The 17,399-nt window shown below is 61.5% G+C and carries 15 protein-coding genes; 5 read left to right on the top strand and 10 right to left on the bottom strand.

Features of this window, described 5'->3' with window-relative positions; translation table 11 throughout:
- Window positions 1-5: 5 nt before the first annotated feature.
- Together ELX51_RS09045 and ELX51_RS09040 are read right to left on the bottom strand one after the other, a co-directional pair.
- Window positions 6-1,132 (bottom strand): IS3 family transposase gene (locus ELX51_RS09045; RefSeq protein WP_248305293.1). Its coding sequence is split into 2 segments (ribosomal slippage): window positions 6-889 and window positions 889-1,132, totalling 1,128 coding nucleotides; the frame shifts between segments, so codons are not numbered across the junction.
- 490 nt (window positions 1,133-1,622) lie between these two features.
- A complete protein-coding gene (locus tag ELX51_RS09040; protein ID WP_127753213.1) occupies window positions 1,623-5,342 on the bottom strand; it encodes a vitamin B12-dependent ribonucleotide reductase in 3,720 nt (1,239 codons plus the stop codon).
- Between the two features lie 466 nt (window positions 5,343-5,808).
- On the opposite strand from ELX51_RS09040, the gene ELX51_RS09035 reads away from it, so the two are divergent.
- From ELX51_RS09035 to ELX51_RS09025, 3 genes are all read left to right on the top strand, one after another.
- Complete coding sequence (locus ELX51_RS09035) at window positions 5,809-6,192, top strand: NADH:ubiquinone oxidoreductase subunit NDUFA12 (protein WP_127753212.1); 384 nt, start codon at window positions 5,809-5,811, stop codon at window positions 6,190-6,192.
- Window positions 6,193-6,225: 33 nt separating this feature from the next.
- Window positions 6,226-6,636 carry a DUF2155 domain-containing protein gene (locus ELX51_RS09030; RefSeq protein WP_127755226.1) on the top strand — a complete coding sequence of 137 codons (411 nt, stop codon included), beginning with the start codon at window positions 6,226-6,228 and terminating at the stop codon, window positions 6,634-6,636.
- An 89-nt stretch (window positions 6,637-6,725) separates the two neighbouring features.
- Window positions 6,726-7,226, top strand: a complete 501-nt coding sequence (locus ELX51_RS09025) for a GyrI-like domain-containing protein (protein WP_127753211.1) — start codon at window positions 6,726-6,728, stop codon at window positions 7,224-7,226.
- Here ELX51_RS09025 and ELX51_RS09020 read toward each other — a convergent pair.
- The 7 genes from ELX51_RS09020 to ELX51_RS08990 all read right to left on the bottom strand — a co-directional run bounded on the left by ELX51_RS09020 (window position 7,216) and on the right by ELX51_RS08990 (window position 12,510).
- Entirely contained in the window at window positions 7,216-7,578 is a 363-nt protein-coding gene (locus tag ELX51_RS09020) for an SPW repeat protein (protein ID WP_248305292.1), read from the bottom strand. The genes ELX51_RS09025 and ELX51_RS09020 overlap by 11 nt on opposite strands.
- Before the next feature lie 105 nt (window positions 7,579-7,683).
- Window positions 7,684-8,460, bottom strand: a complete 777-nt coding sequence (locus ELX51_RS09015) for an APH(3') family aminoglycoside O-phosphotransferase (protein WP_127753209.1) — start codon at window positions 8,458-8,460, stop codon at window positions 7,684-7,686.
- Entirely contained in the window at window positions 8,457-9,089 is a 633-nt protein-coding gene (gene aat / locus ELX51_RS09010; protein ID WP_127753208.1) for a leucyl/phenylalanyl-tRNA--protein transferase, read from the bottom strand. The genes ELX51_RS09015 and aat overlap by 4 nt, the downstream gene beginning before the upstream one ends.
- Before the next feature lie 152 nt (window positions 9,090-9,241).
- A complete protein-coding gene (accC, locus tag ELX51_RS09005; RefSeq protein WP_127753207.1) occupies window positions 9,242-10,588 on the bottom strand; it encodes an acetyl-CoA carboxylase biotin carboxylase subunit in 1,347 nt (448 codons plus the stop codon).
- Between the two features lie 11 nt (window positions 10,589-10,599).
- Window positions 10,600-11,088, bottom strand: a complete 489-nt coding sequence (gene accB, locus ELX51_RS09000) for an acetyl-CoA carboxylase biotin carboxyl carrier protein (RefSeq protein WP_127753206.1) — start codon at window positions 11,086-11,088, stop codon at window positions 10,600-10,602.
- A 37-nt stretch (window positions 11,089-11,125) separates the two neighbouring features.
- Window positions 11,126-11,560, bottom strand: a complete 435-nt coding sequence (aroQ, locus tag ELX51_RS08995) for a type II 3-dehydroquinate dehydratase (RefSeq protein WP_127753205.1) — start codon at window positions 11,558-11,560, stop codon at window positions 11,126-11,128.
- A gap of 80 nt (window positions 11,561-11,640) precedes the next feature.
- Entirely contained in the window at window positions 11,641-12,510 is an 870-nt protein-coding gene (locus ELX51_RS08990; RefSeq protein ID WP_127753204.1) for a DsbA family protein, read from the bottom strand.
- Between the two features lie 145 nt (window positions 12,511-12,655).
- Here ELX51_RS08990 and ELX51_RS08985 point away from each other — a divergent pair, with 145 nt between their 5' ends.
- Both ELX51_RS08985 and ELX51_RS08980 read left to right on the top strand, forming a co-directional pair.
- Window positions 12,656-13,801: an aminotransferase class I/II-fold pyridoxal phosphate-dependent enzyme gene (locus tag ELX51_RS08985; RefSeq protein ID WP_206524715.1), complete on the top strand. Its 1,146-nt coding sequence runs from the start codon at window positions 12,656-12,658 to the stop codon at window positions 13,799-13,801.
- Window positions 13,798-14,307 (top strand): GNAT family N-acetyltransferase, encoded by a 510-nt coding sequence (locus tag ELX51_RS08980; RefSeq protein WP_127753203.1) that lies wholly within the window; start codon window positions 13,798-13,800, stop codon window positions 14,305-14,307. The genes ELX51_RS08985 and ELX51_RS08980 overlap by 4 nt, the downstream gene beginning before the upstream one ends.
- Before the next feature lie 32 nt (window positions 14,308-14,339).
- Here the strand turns inward: ELX51_RS08980 and ELX51_RS08975 are convergent, their stop codons facing one another.
- Window positions 14,340-17,243: a ribonuclease E/G gene (locus tag ELX51_RS08975; RefSeq protein ID WP_127753202.1), complete on the bottom strand. Its 2,904-nt coding sequence runs from the start codon at window positions 17,241-17,243 to the stop codon at window positions 14,340-14,342.
- Window positions 17,244-17,399 lie beyond the last annotated feature (156 nt).

Here is a 17,399-nt window from a genome sequence, read left to right as displayed (position 1 = left end):
CGGGGTTAGATTTGGTGCCGTTTCTCGAACTCGACGGGCGATAGCATGCCGTTGCGGACATGCTTACGGGTCGGATTGTAGAACATCTCGATGTAATCGAACACATCCTGGCGGGCTTCGTCCCGCGTTCGATAGGTGCGGCGCCTGATCCTCTCGCGCTTGAGCAGATTGAAGAAGCTCTCAGCTACAGCATTGTCGTGGCAGTTTCCGCGCCGGCTCATTGAGTGAACCAGATTGTGGTGCCGCAGGAAGCTGGCCCAATCCATGCTGGTGAACTGGGAGCCCTGGTCAGAATGGACCAGCACCGTGTTGTGTGGCTTGCGGCGCCAGACCGCCATGTGAAGAGCCTGCAAGACGACCTCGCTGGTCTGCCGGCTTTGCAATGACCAGCCGATGACGCGGCGCGAGAACAGATCGATGACCACGGCCAGATAGGCAAAGCCCTCCGTGGTCCTGATATAGGTGATGTCGGTCACCCAGGCGGTATCGGGTGCAGCGACGTCGAACTGCCGGTTCAGGGTGTTGTCGATCACCACCGATGGTTTGCCGCCATAGGTGCCAGCTCGGCGCCGATAACCGATCTGGGCCTTGACCCCAGCCAGTCTGGCCAGGCGGGCGATGCGGTTGGCACAACTGGTCTCGCCCTGATCAAGCAGGTCGTCATGCAGCTTGCGGTAGCCATAGACTTTGCCGCTCTGGCTCCAGGCGTCCTCGATCAGCCGGGTCTGACGGATGTCTTCCTGGGCCCGTTTGCTCATTGGCGTTTTGATCCACGCATAAAAGCCGCTGGGGTGGATGCGCAGGCACCGACACATGGTGCGCACCGAGAACTGCTGACGATGCTCGGCAACGAACGCGTACCTCACTTTGCATCCCTGGCGAAGTACGCGGCCGCTTTTTTTAGGATGTCGCGCTCCTCGGTGACCCGCACCAGTTCGCGCTTGAGCCGCCGGATCTCTTCGGACTGTTCATCGCCCTTGTCGATCGCCCCGCCATACTTCTTGCGCCACTCATAAAGCGAGTGGGCACTCACCCCCAAACGCTTCGAAACCTCCGAAACCGGATAGCCCCGCTCGATGATCTGACGCACCGCATCGCGCCTGAACTCGTCAGTGAAATTGCTTTTGCCCATGCAGGCCTCCTTGCCTCAAAATTAGGGAAGAAGGCGTCTACAAATCTAGGGGCTATTCATGGGCAGTGAATAGGACATTGGTGGGGTAAGCGGCATCGATGCGGTTCCAGCTACCGTCAAAACAGAAAACGAGTCTTTTCACAGGAGTTATCCTTTTGGTTGTGAGCGACCAGTTTCCAAGCCTCAACTCACGGGCAAAAACGCAGGTTCACTAAATGTTCTTTCAGGTACTAGGCGGCGAGAAATATCTCGCCGCCGTTTAGATAATTCGAACAACCACTTCAGACTGTTTAGGCCAGTTCAGAACTCTGAGGCCGAATTCACAACTTTGGGTCTCTCACCATCCGTCCGCTATGCAGCCCAGAACATTGGCTCCTCGACCACAACTTAGCTTATTCACCAACAATGCCTTGTGGATCGTTCGACAGGGCAGAACATTGTTTCAAAGGGCAGAATTTTGCGAAGTTCACCACCAATCAATGGCGTTAGTTTAACTACAACCAGTCGTCGTACCGCAGGTATCACACTTCAAACATGTGCCGTTTCGGACCATCGTGAAGTTGTGGCACTCGGTGCATTGGTCGCCGGTATAGCCTTTCATCTGGGCTTCGGCGCGGAGCACGCCCGTGTCCTTGGACGGGGGCGGGGTTGGGATGGGGTGGAGCTCGGCGGCGTTGAGGGCAGTCGGGGTCGGGTCGATCTTGAGGGCCGTGGACGAGCGCAGCGTGGTCACCGTCGAGGTGGAGGCGGCCGGGGCGGCGTAGTGCGCGGCCTGGGCGGTGGGGACCAGCATCAGCGAGGCGTTCTGGGTGCGGCCACGGGTCATGCCGCGGGACACGAACTTTTCGGCTGGAACCGGTGCCGGGCTGGCGGAAGCCGAGTGGCGCGCATGGTGTTCCTCATCAACGCCACCTGAAAGCGAGGTGGGGCTGTCGGGGTTCACATGGGCGAGGTCGTCGCGGTCGAGATAGGAAACGGCGAGTTCGCGGAACACGTAATCGAGGATCGAGGTCGCGTTCTTGATCCGGTCATTGCCCATCACCATGCCAGCGGGCTCGAAGCGGGTGAAGGTAAAGGCCTCCACATATTCGTCCAGCGGCACGCCATATTGCAGGCCCAGCGAAATGGCGATGGCGAAGTTGTTCATCATGGCACGGAAGGCGGCGCCTTCCTTGTGCATGTCGATGAAGATTTCGCCCAAACGACCATCATCGTATTCGCCGGTGCGCACATAAACCTTGTGGCCACCGACCACGGCCTTTTGGGTGTAGCCCTTGCGGCGATCGGGCATCTTTTCGCGCGAGCGCACTTCCACTTCGCGCTCGATGATGCGCTCGACGATCTTTTCGGCGATCGCGGGGACGCGGGCATCGGCGTTCATGGCGACAAGGTTCTCGACGTGATCCTCGTCCTCATCCTCGTCGGCAGCGGCGAGCACGGAGGAGTTGAGCGGCTGGGAGAGCTTGGAGCCATCGCGATAGAGCGCATTTGCCTTGAGCGCCAGGCGCCAGGACAGCATGTAAGCCTGCTTGGCGTCCTCCACGGTCGCGTCATTGGGCATGTTGATGGTCTTGGAAATGGCGCCCGAGATAAAGGGCTGAGCGGCCGCCATCATCAGGATATGCGATTCCACCGACAGGTAGCGCTTGCCGATCTTGCCGCAGGGGGTGGCGCAATCGAACACGGGCAGATGCTCGTCCTCGAGATGCGGCGCGCCTTCGAGGGTCATGGCGCCGCAAACATGGATATTGGCCGCCTCGATGTCCTTTTTGGAAAAACCCAGGAAGGGCAGCAGCTCGAACGAGAAGTCGTTCATCTGCTCTTCGGTGACGCCGAGCGACTTGAGGAAATCGACACCCAGGGTCCACTGGTTGAAGATGAACTTGATGTCGAAGGCAGATGCGGTCGCAGCGTTGAGCGCGGCGATCTTGTCATCGGTGAAACCCTTGGCGCGCAGCGTCGACGGGTTGACGCCCGGTGCCTGGTTCAAATTGCCGTGGCCCACGGCATAGGCTTCCATTTCGGCAATCTGGGATTCCGAATAGCCAAGGGTGCGCAGGGCCGGGGGCACGGCACGGTTGATGATCTTGAAGTAGCCGCCGCCGGCGAGCTTCTTGAACTTCACCAGGGCGAAATCGGGCTCGATGCCGGTGGTGTCGCAATCCATGACAAGGCCGATCGTACCGGTGGGGGCGATCACGGAAACCTGGGCGTTGCGATAGCCATGGGCTTGGCCGAGTGCGAGGGCATTGTCCCAGGCGAGCTTGGCGCGCTCGCTGAGGTTGGCGTCAATCAGCGAGGCATGATCGAGCGGCACGGGGGTGATGGAGAGACCCTCATAGCCCTCGGCATTGCCATGGGCGGCGTTGCGATGGTTGCGGATGACGCGCAGCATATGGGGGGCGTTGCGCTTGTAGTCCTTGAAGGGGCCGAGCTCCTTGGCCATCTCGGCCGAGGTGGCGTAGGCGACGCCGGTCAGGATGGCGGTGACGGCACCGGCAATGGCACGGCCTTCGGCGGAGTCATAGGGAATGCCCGAGGTCATCAGGAAGCCACCGATATTGGCGTAGCCGATGCCCAGCGTGCGGTATTCGAACGAGCGTTCGGCAATGGAGCGCGAGGGGAACTGCGCCATCATCACCGAGATTTCGAGCACGATGGTCCAAAGGCGGACGGTGTGCTCATAGGCCGAGGTGTTGAACGAGCTATCGGGGTTGCGATAGGGCAGCAGGTTCACCGAAGCGAGATTGCACGCGGTGTCGTCGAGGAACATGTATTCCGAGCACGGATTGGACGCGTTGATCGGGCCGGCCGCAGGCGAGGTGTGCCACTCATTAATGGTGGTGTGGTACTGGATGCCGGGATCGGCCGAAGCCCAGGCGGCATAGCCGACCTGTTCCCACAGATCGCGCGCCTTGAGGGTCTTGGTGACCTTGCCATCCTTGCGGGCGGTCAGGTTCCAGTCGCCATCGGTTTCGACCGCCTTGAGGAAGTCGTCGGTGACCCGGACGGAATTGTTGGAGTTCTGGCCCGACACGGTCAGGTAGGCCTCGGAATCCCAATCGGTGTCGTAGATGGGGAATTCGAGATCGGTATAGCCCTGCTTGGCGAACTGGATGACGCGGTAGATGTAGTTCTCGGGCACCAGCGCCTTTTTGGCGGCGCGCACTTCGCGCTTGAGGGCGGGGTTGAGGGTCACGTCAAAGCAATCGTCACCATTGCCTTCGCAGTTGACGCAGGCCTTCATGATGGCCTTGAGGTGCTTGGAGACGGTCTTGGAGCCGGTCACGAGCGCTGCGACCTTCTGTTCTTCCTTGACCTTCCAGTTGATGTATTCCTCGATATCGGGGTGATCGATATCGATCACCACCATCTTGGCGGCGCGACGGGTGGTGCCGCCCGACTTGATGGCGCCGGCAGCACGGTCACCGATCTTGAGGAAGCTCATCAGGCCAGAAGAACGGCCGCCGCCGGAAAGCTTTTCGCCACCGCCACGGAGCTTGGAGAAGTTGGTACCGGTGCCCGAGCCATACTTGAACAGGCGCGCTTCACGCACCCAAAGATCCATGATGCCGTTATCATTGACGAGGTCGTCGTTGACCGACTGGATAAAACAGGCATGCGGCTGGGGATGTTCGTAGGAGCTCCTAGACTGCACGAGCTTGTGGGTGAAGGGATCAACATAGAAGTGGCCCTGGCCGGGACCATCGATGCCATAGGCCCAGTGCAGGCCGGTGTTGAACCATTGCGGCGAGTTGGGGGCGACGCGCTGGGTGGCGAGCATGTAGCAGAGCTCGTCAAAAAAGGCGCGGGCATCGTCCTCGCTGTCGAAATAGCCGCCCTTCCAGCCCCAATAGGTCCAGGTGCCGGCAAGGCGATCAAAGACTTGGCGCGAGTCCATTTCCGAGCCGAAGCGTTCGGCTTCCGGCAGTTTGGCGAGCGCGGCTTCGTCAGGGACGGAGCGCCACAGCCAGGACGGGACGGAGTTTTCCTCAACCTTCTTGAGCGCACGGGCTACACCGGCCTTGCGGAAGTACTTCTGCGCAATAATGTCGGCAGCGACCTGGCTCCAGGTTGCGGGAATCGCAATGTTCTCGAGCTTGAAAACGACCGAGCCATCCGGATTGCGAATCTCGCTCGTGGCGGAGCGGAATTCGATTGACGCGTAGCGGTCCTCGGCGGCGGCAGTGAAACGGCGATCGATCTTCATGGTGGCCTCGATTGATGCGGTTTGAGACTGGCGAGCTTAGTGGCCAGACTCCGGTGTTGGGTCATCGATACCATCTCCCGCGAAGCTGTCGACGGGAGAAAATTCGCTAGAGCTTGTGCATGAGCTGCTGGCACTGATCTATATATAGTACGAGCCTGTGAAAAACGAGGAAAACCGGGGGTTCGCGAAACCGTTATCAAATCGTTAATGGATGATGATAAGGACGCCGCGTTCGGGCTCGATCGAGCGAAGAGTCAGGAGTCCTAAGGGCTTACCAAAATGCCGGCTGGCTGCGACTCTGGACCGCACGGGAGTCAATGGCAAAAAATCGAGCTGTGCGCAGCAGCGGGGGCCTTGTGTTTGCCTAGCGTTCTTGTTCCCCGCACGAAACCCTAGTGTCGCCATATGCAGCATGGTAAAGGCACTGCAGCCCCAACGTGGGCACAAGACTGATGTGGAACGCCCGATGAAAGACTTCCTCCTTGAGATTTTCCGTTGGTGGCACGGCCAGACCTGGGGCACCAGGCTGTGGCTGAAGCGGCACGGCGAGTTCGTGGGAACGGACCAGTTCGGCAACCGCTACTACAAGGACAAGAAGAGCAGTCGGCGCTACGTGACCTATAACGGGCCAGCCGATGCCTCGACCATTCCCCCAGGCTGGTATGGCTGGATGCACGGGCGCACGGACCTGCCGCCCACCCAAGACACCTACACCCCCCATGCCTGGGAAAAGCCGCATCAGCGCAACATGACTGGCACGGCGGAGGCTTACCGTCCCGATGGCAGCCTGCTCAAATCGGGTGAGCGTCCCCGGGTGACGGGTGACTATGAAGCCTGGTCGCCTGAATAGGCCGAGACTTTGCGCTTCACTGATTTAGAGCCGCTGCGCCTTTGGCGCCGAATTGCCGTGCTCGGCACCATTCTGGTGCTCGCCGTGCCAGGGTCGGCCGTCGCCCAGCCCATCGCCAATCCGGTCGCGACCTTTGCCGGTCTCGACAAGATCACCGGGCGCATCACGCGCTTTGACGTTTATGTCGACGAAACCGTGCTGTTCGGCGCGCTCGAGATCACCCCGCGCGCCTGCTACAACCGGGCGCCAACCGAAACCCAGCAACGCACCTCCGCATTCCTGGAAGTGGACCAGCGCAGCCTGCAGGGTGTGAGCAAGCGCATGTTCACCGGCTGGATGTTTGCAGACAGCCCGGCGCTCAACGCCGTGGACCATGCGGTTTATGATGTTTGGCTGGTGGAGTGCAAAACCTCCACCGATGTACCGCCGCCAGACGCGCGCTAAGATAAATTCCCCTGGGCTGCAATTCTTGTGGCGGGCCTGTCGGCTTGGCGGGTCCACGCGCGTCCTGTTCCTGATCAAACCAGGAGAAGATGATGCTGAGTTTGCCGCAGATCGTTGAACGACCTGAACAGGCCTATGCCTATCTACCGTTCCGGGTCCGAATGGATGAGATGAAACTCCCGGCCGACCAGGGATTTCCGAAGCTGTTCGGTTTTCTAGGCGAACAGGGCATCGCCCCCAGCTCTGCGCCCTTTTACAATTATCGCCGCATCAACATGGCCGAGACCCTCGATGTCGAGGCTGGCGTGCCCGTGGCGCAGCCCGGGCAGGAGGCAGACGGCGTAAGGTTCGGCGTGTTGCCGGCGGGGCGCTATGTGACCCTGGACTGGCACGGCCACTACGATGCACTCGAGCAGGTAACGGCCATGCTGATCGGCTGGACGAGGTTGGTGGGCCTCGAGTTCGACATGGTCGAGAAAGCCGAAGGGGATCATTTCGCCTGTCGGCTAGAGATCTACGAGACCGATCCGAGCGAGGTCCCCAACCCGGAGGATTGGGTGACCACGCTGGCGTTTAAGCTCAAGCCCTGACAGTAGTTTCGATGCTGCTGTGGCGGGCAGTCAGCAGGGGAATCACGATCTCCAATACGCCGATCAGCACATGGGGCCACCAGATCCGATCGGCGAAGCCGAACAACCATGGCGAAGCTGCCAGCAGCAGACCGCTGGCAATGTCGAGGCCCAGATGCACCGGCATGGGGATGAGCTTGGCAATACTCAGCTCGTAGCGGGTGAGCAGGCTGTAGATGAGTGCGGTAATGCCCAGGATCATCGGCACCCATTGGGCCGCCGTTCCATCGGCGAAGCCGAGAATATAGGGCGCGAGGATCAGAACAATACCGACGATATAGTCAATGACGCCATGGACGCGAGTTGGAATCATGGTCAGTTCTCCGGTTGTTTGGCGTCAACTGGAGCGGGGGACCTAAGTTCCGCAAGCAGCGCAGCGCTTAGACCATGTTATGGCAGCTGTGCTTGTTGCTTGCCGCTAGAACAGGTTGTCGAGCGCATTGTAGTAGCGGTAGCGGACCTCGTCCCATTCGGCGCCATAGCTGGCGAGGAATTGGGCGACATGTTCCTCGCCAATATTGTACTGGATGCTGCGGCAGGCTAGCGCCAAGTCCTGCCAAAGATCGGCCACGCCCAACCGAGCGCAATCAACCATGCCGGAAAAGCGCCCTTCGGATGCAAGGATGTTGGGCGCGCAAGCATCGCCGTGAGTGACGATGCTGTCGCGGCTGGTGGGCCTGTTGCGGTGCAACCAGTCGAGCACAGCCCCTGCGCTCCACCCCTTTTGGTCGGGCCCGAAGTCGGTTTCGTCGACAAGGCCGGCCGCAACCCGGGCCTGCGCGGCGGCGAGGCGCTGATCGAGGCTATGGTCGAATGGGCAGGTGCGGGGATCCAGGGCGTGCAGCCGCCGCAAGCATTGAGCGTAGATACGAACAAACTCGGCTTTGTCCACCATCCAATGGGTAAGGTCCTGGCCGGGCACCGCAGTCATGAGCAGCCATAGCCCGCCCTGGGTCTCATCCGTGTCGATGATGCGCGGCGCCTTGAAGCCCATGCGGGTGAGCCAGCCAAGGCGGTCGATCTCCCCGGGCAGTTCCGCCAGCGGATGGTTGGACTCGCTCTTGAGAAAAACCGCGGTGCCATCGCTGAGGGCGATGCGCCAGACCCGCGCACCGGACTTGCCGATGGTGATCGGTGTCCAGTCGCGTGCGGCCAGATCAGCGAATTTCGGGGGAAGGTCCGCAGGTATGGTCATTGGCGGTCGATCGCGTGCCAGTCGCCTTGCAGGAGAAGCGCATTGCCCAAGCGCTCCTCGTAATCTGCGCGCGCAATTTCGATGCCGCCGAGCGATGCCAGGTGATCGGTGACAAACTGGGTGTCGAGCAGTGTGAAGCCGCCTGCATTGAGCCGATCCACCAGATGGGCGAGGGCCATCTTGCTGGCATTGGTGGCGCGGTGAAACATGGATTCGCCAAAGAATGCGCCACCGATAGCGAGGCCATAAAGGCCGCCCACCAGGTCCGGCCCATCCCACACTTCCACAGTGTGGGCAATGCCGCGACGGAACAGTTCGCCATAAACCGAGCGGATGGTGGCGTTGATCCAGGTGCTGCGCCGATCCTTACCCACGGTGGCACAGCCTTCGATGATGGCGGGAAAATCGGTATCAACGCGGATGGTGAAGGGGGATTTGCGGATCGCCTTGCGTAGGCTGGCGGAAATATGAAAACCATCCAGCGGAATAATTCCGCGCATTTCCGGGCTGACCCAGAACACGTCCTTGTCGGCGGCGTCCTCCGCCATGGGAAATATGCCCGCGCGATAAGCCCGGATGATCAGCTCCGGGGTGATCTCGATGCTGAACGGGTCAGGACGGCGCGGCATTTGTGTGGCTGCAACTCCTGGAGCGGTGTGCCCGCCCCCGTGGTTCGAGGTTCGTGAAGAACTCGCACCAGACCATAGCCCCTATAACAGGGCGGTAGAAAAGCCCCCATGGTCAATGCGCCACCCAGCGCTGGACCACGAGGGCTTGAAGTCTAGACCTTGTTGGCGGCGAGGTATTTTTCGAGCCAGTGGATGTCGTAGTCGCCAGCCAGGATTTCCGGCTCCTTGATCAGGCGCTGGAACAAGGGCAGGGTGGTCTTGACCCCGTCGATGACGAATTCATCGACGGCGCGGCGCAAGCGCTGCAGGCATTCCTCGCGGGTGCGGCCGTAAACAATGAGCTTGCCGATCAGCGAGTCGTAATAGGGCGGGATCTTGTAGCCCTGGTAAACGGCAGAATCGACGCGCACGCCTACGCCACCGGCCGGGTGGTAGAAGGTGATTGTGCCAGGCGAGGGAGCAAAGGTCTGCGGGTCCTCGGCATTGATCCGAACTTCGATGGCGTGGCCATAGAAGTTGATCTTGTCCTGCGTCATCGAGAGCGCCTCGCCCGAGGCAACACGGATCTGCTCATAGACGATGTCGATGCCGGTGATGCGCTCGGTGACGGGGTGCTCCACCTGAAGTCGGGTGTTCATTTCGATGAAATAGAACTCGCCGTTCTCGTAGAGGAACTCGACCGTGCCTGCGCCGGAGTATTTGAGCTTGCGCATGGCGGCGGCGCAAATCTCGCCGATCCGATCGCGTTCCTCAGGCAGGATTGTCGGGCCGCCCGCTTCTTCCCAGACCTTCTGGTGGCGGCGCTGCAGCGAGCAGTCGCGCACGCCCAGATGAACGGCGTTACCCTGACCATCGCCCAGCACCTGCACTTCGATGTGGCGCGGCTTGCCCAGGTATTTTTCCATGTAAACGGAATCATTGCCGAAAGCGGCCTTAGCCTCCGAGCGGGCCGTGGACCAGGCGACCAGAAGTTCGGCTTCGCTATGGGCGACCTTCATGCCGCGCCCGCCGCCACCGGCGGTGGCCTTGATCAGCACGGGATAGCCGATTTCGGCCGCCGTGGAGATGGCGTCCTCATCGTTCTCGACGGCGCCGGCGGAACCCGGCACAACGGGAATGCCCAGCTCAACGGCGGTCTTTTTGGCCGTAATCTTGTCGCCCATGATCTCGATATGGTGCGCGGAAGGGCCAATGAAGGTGACGTTGTGCTCGGTCAAAATCTGAGCGAAGCGAGCGTTCTCGGACAAGAAGCCATAGCCGGGGTGCACGGCATCGGCGCCGGTGATCTCGCAGGCGGCCATGATCGAGGGGATGTTGAGGTAGCTGTCCTTAGCGGCGGGGGGGCCAATGCAGACGCTTTCATCGGCCAGGCGCACATGCATGGCATTGGCATCGGCGGTGGAGTGAACCGCAACGGTCTGGATGCCCAGCTCCTTGCAGGCGCGCAGGATGCGCAGCGCGATCTCGCCGCGATTGGCGATCAGAACCTTCTGGAACACGGGGCCGTCTCCTATTCGATGACGACGAGCGGCTCGCCGTATTCCACCGGCTGCGCGTCCTGCACCAGGATGCGGACAACAGTGCCGGAGCGATGGGCGGGGATCTGGTTCATGGTTTTCATGGCTTCGATGATCAGCAGGGTCTGACCTTCGGTGACCTTGGAGCCAACTTCGGCAAAGGCGGGCTTGCCGGGTTCGGGCGAGCGGTAAGCGGTGCCGACCATGGGCGAAGTCAAGGTGCCGGGATTGGAGGCGAGGTCCTCAATCGCGGCGGGCGCAGCAGCCGGCACGGAGCCGGCAGGGGCCAGCGGAATGGCCACTGCTGGCGCAGGCGCGTATTGCGGCGGGGCTGCGTAGGTGACCGTCTCGTTGGCGTAGGACCGGGTGACGCGGACGCGGAAATCTTCTTGTTCAATCTCGATCTCGGCGAGATTTTCCTTGTTGAGGAGTTCGGCGATGGCGCGGACCAGATCCTGGTCCACTTGCGATGACTTGCTCATTCTTGTTGGTCTCCCGCGCTTGCGCGTCGATCGTTGTTTACAGTTTTTCAGCCAGTGCCTGGAGCGCCAGCTTATAGCCGAGCGCTCCAAAGCCGCAAAGCACACCCACAGCAACGGCTGAGACAAAGGAATGGTGCCGGAATGGCTCACGCTGGTGAATATTGGAAAGGTGGACTTCGGCTACTGGCAAGCCGACGGCCTTGAGGGCATCGGCAATGGCCAGGCTCGTGTGCGAATAGGCGGCCGGGTTGATCAGGATGGCATCGGCTGTGGCGCGCGCGTCCTGAATCCAGGTGACCAGCTCGCCTTCATGATTGGACTGCCGGAAATCGACGCTGAGGCCGAGTTCGGTCGCCGTATCCCGGCACAGGTTCTCAATATCCTTGAGGGTATTGGAGCCGTAGATGCCGGGCTCGCGGATGCCCAGAAGATTGAGATTGGGTCCGTTGAGTACGAGTACGCGCTTAGCCATGAAGGTCGCCTTTGCACCGGCAGTTGAGGGCCGGAAGATCGTCGGTTACACGACTCGGCGGCAAAAGGCAAAAGGCGGCGTCAGCCTTCACACTGGCTTTCACCGCAAGCGCGCATGTTGCGGATGCGGCTGCGCAGCTCGTCAATGCCGATGGCGCCCGGAATGACCTCATTGCCAATGATGTAGGTGGGCGTGCCGGTGATGTTGAGCGCCTGGGCGATTTCGTAGGACGTCTTGATCGTCTGGGCGACCGTTTCCTCGTTCATCTGCAGCTCAAGGTTGACCGGGCTGAGGCCAAGATCAGCGGCGGCGGCGAGGGCTGCGGTTTTGTCGACCTGGCCGCGCGTGGTGAAGAGGGCCTCGTGGAAGCGCCAATAATCCACATCCTCCCGGCCCACCAGAACGGCGATGCGGGCGGCATCCATCGATTCGTTGGACAGGATCGGGAATTCCTTGAGCACGACGCGCAGATTGGGATCTTCGGCCAGAAGCGTGGCGAGGTCGGGCAGGGCACTGCGGCAATAACCGCAGTTGTAGTCGAAGAGTTCGACCAGGGTGACGTCGCCCTCCGGATTGCCGAGCACGACCTGGCGGGGATCGTTGAAGATGGCTTCGCGCATGCTGGCGATGGCCGTGGTGGCTTGTTCGCGCTCGGCGGTGCGCAGCTTGGTGTCGAGAGCGGTCGATAGGCGCTGCAGGATCGTCGGGTCGCTCATCAGGTAGTTTTCAATGAGCGGGTTGAGCTGGGCAGGATCAAGCTCAGCCATAGCGGGAGCAGCGGCAGGGACCGGTGGTGGAGTTGCGGCCTCGCGCTCGGCCAGGACCGTATCGACAATGGCGCGAACCGCGACTGCATCGGTTTGTGGAACCGGGCGGCTCCACATGGAGTAGCCCAAAGCGCCAGCCAGGACGCCGACCAGGGCAACAAGAGCAAGGGTGAGGCGAGGCATGGACGACTCCGAAGCAGGACGCTGCGCCTTTTAGCAGACACCAAGCAATATTACAGCGGCGCGTAAACGGCCCGTGGCTGGCGCATCACTTGGTTGAGAGCACGGCCAGAACAGGATAGGCCAAACCCATAGCAGGAGCTCATTTATGTCCGACCCAGCACCAGACGGCTTGATGCCGTTCCAAGCCATGGAAATTCTCAAGCGCGCCAAAGCCATGGAGGCGACGGGCCGGACGGTGTGTCACCTCGAATTGGGCGAGCCGGGCTCGCCGCCGGCGCCGAAGGTGATCGAAGCCGTCACCAAGGCCTTGCCGCAGGCGCAGGGCTATACCAATGCCAAAGGGTTGGCGGAACTGCGCGAGGGACTGTCGGCCTATTACTCGGCCCAGCATGGCGTATCCGTAGATCCGGACCTGATTCTCGCGAGCATGGGGTCATCGGCCGGGTTCATTCTGGCGTTTCACGCTGCTTTTCGGCCGGGGGCTCGCATTGCCATTACCCGGCCGGGCTATCCGGCCTATGTAAACACGCTGCTGGGGCTGGGGTTCGGGGTGGCTGAAATTCCGCTCACTGCTGCCAATGGCTGGCGCCTAACTGGTGCGGAGATTGCCGCCACCCATGCCGCGTCGCCCTTTGAGGGACTGCTGTTTGCGAGCCCTGCCAATCCGACAGGGGCAACGGTGGACCGGGAAGGGCTGCGCGACATCGTTGACACCTGCGCCCGGCTCGGCGTGCGGCTGATCTCGGACGAAATCTATCATGGGCTCGATTATCGCGGACCTTCGGTCAGCGCGCTGGAGCTGACGCGCGACGCTGTCGTGATCAACAGCTTTTCCAAATATTACTGCATGACGGGCTGGCGGATCGGCTGGATGGTGATGCCGGAGGACCTGATCCGGCGTACCGAAATCCTGCAGCAGAATCTGTTTATTTCGGCCCCGACGCTGAGTCAGATCGCCGCTACGGTCGCCTTGGGTGAGCGCGATTATTCGGAAGAGCAGAAAGCGGGTTATGCGGCCAATCGCGGACTGCTGCATGACGGCCTGAGCACGCTGGGCTTTGCCCTGGGCGAGCCCTCGGACGGGGCGTTCTATGCCTATGCAGGGATCGCCAAGTTCTCCAATGACTCCCTGGAGTTCTGCGAGCGGATGCTGGAAGAGGCCGGGGTGGCGATCACGCCGGGCATCGATTTCGACCGTGTCGGCGGACAGGGCTATGTGCGTCTGAGCTATGCCGGCAAACGCGAAAGCATCGAATTGGCGCTGGAGCGGATGGCCAAGGCACTCCGATGAGCGCTGCTATCCCGACGCTCAGGACGGAGCGGCTGTTGTTGCGGGCACCCGAGATGGCGGATTTCGCCAGCTATGCCGCCATGATGGTCTCACGGCGCTCCGTTCATATGGGTGGCCCGTTCGACGAGCGCGGAGCATGGCTATCGTTTTGCCAGGACGTGGCGATGTGGCCCTTGTTCGGGCACGGCGCGCTGATGATTGACCGGCTGGCGGATAGCCGGTGCATCGGGCAAGTGGGCATCAATCACGGCCCGCTGTTTCCCGAAAAGGAACTTGGCTGGCTGCTTTATGCCGGCTTTGAGGGACAGGGCTATGCCAGCGAAGCCGCGGCAGCGCTGCGCGACTGGGCGTTTGCGGAGCTGAAACTGCCCACATTGGTGAGCTACTGCGATCCCGCCAATACAGCATCGCAGGCTGTGGCCAGGCGCCTAGGCGGGGTGGTCGACCCTGCCGCGGCGCGTCAGGATCCGGAAGACCTTGTGTTCCGGTACCGACGGGGGATGTGAAAAAGGCGGCCCGGGGGCCGCCTTTGTTGTTTCTAGCCAAGGCCGAGGCGGCGCTGCCACCAACCGGCTTTCTTCTTTTCAGGCTGTTTGTCCGGCTCACCCTCGGGACGAGGGGTGCTCGAGGAGACTACGACGCCTTCCTCAGGCAGTTCCTTGCGCGTCCGGCGGATGCGGGCGGGCTCGGCTGAAGCCGAAGCTTCGGGCGCTGCCTCAGCGGCCGGCTCCGGCAGTGGCTCCGCCGGGGCGGCAAGCTCGACTTCGGCCGGGGCCTCGGTCGGTGCGTCTGTTTCCGCAACGGCGACCGGCTCAAGGCCTGGCGCTTCCGAGGCCGGTACGGATGGCGCTTCCGCTGCAGCTTCGGAAGCCGGCTCGGTGGCGACAACGGGAGCCGCTTCTTGCAGCGTTTCGGGCTCAGTTGCTGCAGCTTCGGCCTTGGGCTTGCGGGCGCGAGGCTTGCGCTTGGGCTTTTCGGGCGCAGCCGCAGCTTCTTCGGTCGCGACGGCAGCAGGTTCAGCGCTTGCGTCGGCTTCGGCCGGCACAGGATCGCTTTCCTCGGTCTCGATGACCTTCTTGCGACGGCCGCGCTTGGGCTTTTCGGCAGGGATTTCTGCCGCCGCTTCCGCTGTTGGCTCCACCGGCACTTCAACCGGAGTTTCAGTCAGGGTCGGCTCGCCCGTGGCGATCTCTTCCTGGGCCAGGAGGGCGTCGGCGACTTCGGCAACCGCTTCCATGCTCAGTTCGGCTTCACCAGCTGGCACAGCTTCCGTGACACCGGCTTCGGCTTCCAGTTCACGCCGATTGCGGCGACCACCACGGCGGCCACGACGGCGACGCTTGCGGCGCTCTTCCTCGCTGCCCTCATCGGCCGTAAAGCCGACGGCTTCACGCACGCTCTCAGGCTCCGCCCCGGCTTCCTCGGCTTCGCTGCTTGCGGCCGAAGCGTCTTCAAGCTCGGCTTCGTCAATGGGCGCAGCCAAATGGGTCTGAGCGGGGCGACCACCATTGTCGTCGCCACGTTCACCACCGCGGCGGCGGCGACGGCGGCGCTTGCGCGAGGGCTCGCCTTCGCCAACTTCGCCAGCCGACACGGGCTGGTCTTCGACCTCGTCAGCCTCGTCCTCGATGATCTCGTCATCGGCATCGTCGATCGTGGCGGTATCGACCCGCACATGCTCGACAGCACGGGTTTCAGCATAGGCGGAAACGCGGGCTTCACCCTTCTCGATGGCGAACTGCTGGCCGGTCATCTTGCCATCGGCGGTGATGGTGATGGAGAGGTTATTGCGCTGCTCCAGCGCGGTCAGGGTCTCGCGCTTGAAGTTGAGGATGTAAAGCGCGACCTCGATGGGCAGCCGGACATTGATGGACTGGCCCTGCTTGCGCATCACATGGTCTTCGATGTGGCGCATGATCATCAGCGCCATGGATTCGGTGGAGCGCACCAGACCCGTGCCGTCGCAGATCGGGCATTTGTGGGTGGAGCTTTCCACCACGCCAAAGCGGATGCGCTGGCGGCTCATTTCCATGAGACCGAAATGGGAGATGCGGCCAACCTGGATGCGGGCGCGATCGTCCTTGAGGCAGTCCTTGAGCTTGCGCTCGACAGCCCGGTTGGAGCGGTTCTCCATCATGTCGATGAAGTCGATGACAATGAGGCCGGCGAGATCGCGCAGGCGGAGCTGGCGGGCCACTTCCTCGGCTGCTTCCAGATTGGTCTGGAGCGCGGTGTCCTCGATATTGTGCTCCTTGGTGGAGCGTCCCGAGTTGACGTCAATGGAAACCAGCGCCTCGGTCGGGTTGATGACGAGGTAACCGCCCGACGGCAGGGTCACGGTCGGAGAGAACATGGAATCGAGCTGCGCTTCGATGCCGTATTTAGAGAAAAGCGGCTGATCTTCCTTGTAGAGCACGACGTTCTTGGCGTGGCTCGGCATGATCATGCGCATGAAGTCGCGCGCTTCGATGAAGGCGTCCTCGCCAGCGACGAACACTTCGTCGATGTCCTTGTTGTAGAGGTCGCGAATGGTGCGCTTGATCAGCGAACCTTCTTCATAAACGAGGCAGGGGGCCTGGGACTTGAGGGTGAGCGAGCGCACCGATTCCCAAAGGCGCATCAGATATTCAAAGTCGCGCTTGACCTCGGCCTTGGTGCGCGAAGCACCGGCCGTGCGCAGGATTACGCCCATGCCCTGCGGCACTTCCAGGTCGGAGGTGATTTCCTTGAGGCGCTTACGATCCGCCGCATTGGTGATCTTGCGCGAGATGCCGCCACCGCGAGCAGTGTTTGGCATCAAAACGGAATAGCGGCCGGCGAGCGACAGATAGGTGGTCAGAGCCGCGCCTTTGTTGCCGCGCTCTTCCTTGACCACCTGCACCAGCATGACCTGGCGGCGCTTGATCACTTCCTGGATCTTGTAGTGGCGGCGGTTATTGCTCGATGAGCGGCGGCGCTCCGGCACTTCCTCAAGCGCATCGGCACCGCCGACGCTTTCCACCGGCTCGTTATTGGCCGGCGCCTGCTCGATATGGCTGTCGTCGCCCTCGGCAGCGTCGGATGTTTCAGATGTTTCGCCCGCTTCTTCAGCGGGTTCGCTGACGGACTCGGGGGCTGCGCCTTCATCGGCGGCCGCCTCGTCGGAAACTTCTTCCTCCTGCTCTTCGGCGAGGAGGGCTTCGCGGTCGGCAACGGGGATCTGGTAGTAATCGGGATGGATTTCGCTGAAGGCGAGGAAACCGTGACGGTTGCCGCCATATTCGACAAAGGCTGCCTGGAGCGAAGGCTCCACGCGGGTGACCTTGGCGAGATAGATATTGCCGCGCAACTGGCGGCGGGTTGCCGATTCGAAATCGAACTCTTCGATGCGGTTACCCGCAGTGACGACGATCCGCGTTTCTTCCGGGTGGATGGCATCCACCAGCATTCTCTTTGTAGCCATTATGAGCTCCGCGCACTCGCGCGCCGACAAGAGGCTGCCCAACAGGTGGCAATCTCCGAGTGGCGCAATGCGAGGCGAGTGGTTTAAGGGGGGTGGCGCGCGGGACCAGGCTGGTCGGGGCGCCGGCAGTGCAGGTCATGGCCGAAAATGGCAGCA

The sequence above is a fragment of the Devosia sp. 1566 genome (assembly GCF_004005995.1).
Lineage (GTDB): Bacteria > Pseudomonadota > Alphaproteobacteria > Rhizobiales > Devosiaceae > Devosia.
The sequence above is the reverse complement of the archived record's forward strand: the minus strand, read 5'-3'. Positions and strand labels throughout refer to the sequence as shown.

Bases quoted from the DNA above. Each gene is read 5' to 3' on its own strand.
- ELX51_RS08975 (WP_127753202.1), bottom strand. From the start codon at position 17,243: ATGGCTACAAAGAGAATGCTGGTGGATGCCATCCACCCGGAAGAAACG.
- ELX51_RS09015 (WP_127753209.1), bottom strand. From the start codon at position 8,460: ATGACCATACCTGCGGACCTTCCCCCGAAATTCGCTGATCTGGCCGCA.
- ELX51_RS09035 (WP_127753212.1), top strand. From the start codon at position 5,809: ATGAAAGACTTCCTCCTTGAGATTTTCCGTTGGTGGCACGGCCAGACC.
- aroQ (WP_127753205.1), bottom strand. From the start codon at position 11,560: ATGGCTAAGCGCGTACTCGTACTCAACGGACCCAATCTCAATCTTCTG.
- ELX51_RS08990 (WP_127753204.1), bottom strand. From the start codon at position 12,510: ATGCCTCGCCTCACCCTTGCTCTTGTTGCCCTGGTCGGCGTCCTGGCT.
- ELX51_RS09040 (WP_127753213.1), bottom strand. From the start codon at position 5,342: ATGAAGATCGATCGCCGTTTCACTGCCGCCGCCGAGGACCGCTACGCG.
- ELX51_RS09025 (WP_127753211.1), top strand. From the start codon at position 6,726: ATGATGCTGAGTTTGCCGCAGATCGTTGAACGACCTGAACAGGCCTAT.
- ELX51_RS09020 (WP_248305292.1), bottom strand. From the start codon at position 7,578: ATGATTCCAACTCGCGTCCATGGCGTCATTGACTATATCGTCGGTATT.
- ELX51_RS08980 (WP_127753203.1), top strand. From the start codon at position 13,798: ATGAGCGCTGCTATCCCGACGCTCAGGACGGAGCGGCTGTTGTTGCGG.
- accB (WP_127753206.1), bottom strand. From the start codon at position 11,088: ATGAGCAAGTCATCGCAAGTGGACCAGGATCTGGTCCGCGCCATCGCC.
- ELX51_RS08985 (WP_206524715.1), top strand. From the start codon at position 12,656: ATGTCCGACCCAGCACCAGACGGCTTGATGCCGTTCCAAGCCATGGAA.
- aat (WP_127753208.1), bottom strand. From the start codon at position 9,089: ATGCCGCGCCGTCCTGACCCGTTCAGCATCGAGATCACCCCGGAGCTG.